The organism is Ectobacillus ponti, assembly GCF_024294785.1.
Lineage (GTDB): Bacteria > Bacillota > Bacilli > Bacillales > Bacillaceae_G > Ectobacillus > Ectobacillus ponti.
Genome location: NZ_JANCLT010000122.1, coordinates 1 through 510, shown reverse-complemented (window position 1 = coordinate 510; position 510 = coordinate 1). Strand labels below are relative to the sequence as shown.

General features: G+C 48.2%; 1 protein-coding gene. It reads right to left on the bottom strand.

Translation table 11 applies throughout. The annotated features are described in order from the left end of the window. Positions 1 to 510: malic enzyme-like NAD(P)-binding protein (locus tag NK662_RS24850; protein WP_279665904.1), on the bottom strand; the 510-nt coding region annotated here is incomplete at both ends.

The window sequence follows — 510 nt, the reverse complement described above, 5'->3', positions numbered from 1 at the left end:
AACCCTGGGAAGATGTAGGCGTTGTTTGCCTGGCCAGGCACGTATATTTTGCCATCATACTCCACCGGATCAAATGGACTTCCACTTGCAAACACCGCGCGGCCCTTGCTCCATGTGTACGCTTGTTCAGCGGTGCACTCAGACTGAGATGTTGGGTTGGACAAGGCAAAAATGACAGGCCTCTCATTAAATGAGGAAATGGCTTCAACAACCTCCTGAGTGAAAGTTTGCCCCTTTCCAGATGTGCCAATCAATACTGTTGGTTTGATAGTTTTGACTGCATCTAAGAGATTTCCAACAGGTTCATGCTCATGGGCCCATGGTTTCTTGAAGTGTTGAAGGGTCTCCTTTCGTGAACTGACAATCAAGCCCTTTGAATCAACAAGCCATATTTTCTTGCGGCACTCCTCAATTGGTGCTTTGGTCTGTCTTGATATCTCGAGAGCTATAAGTTCTGCAATGCCTGTCCCAGCCTCTCCAGCTCCCAGGAACAGGTAACTGTGCTCCGAC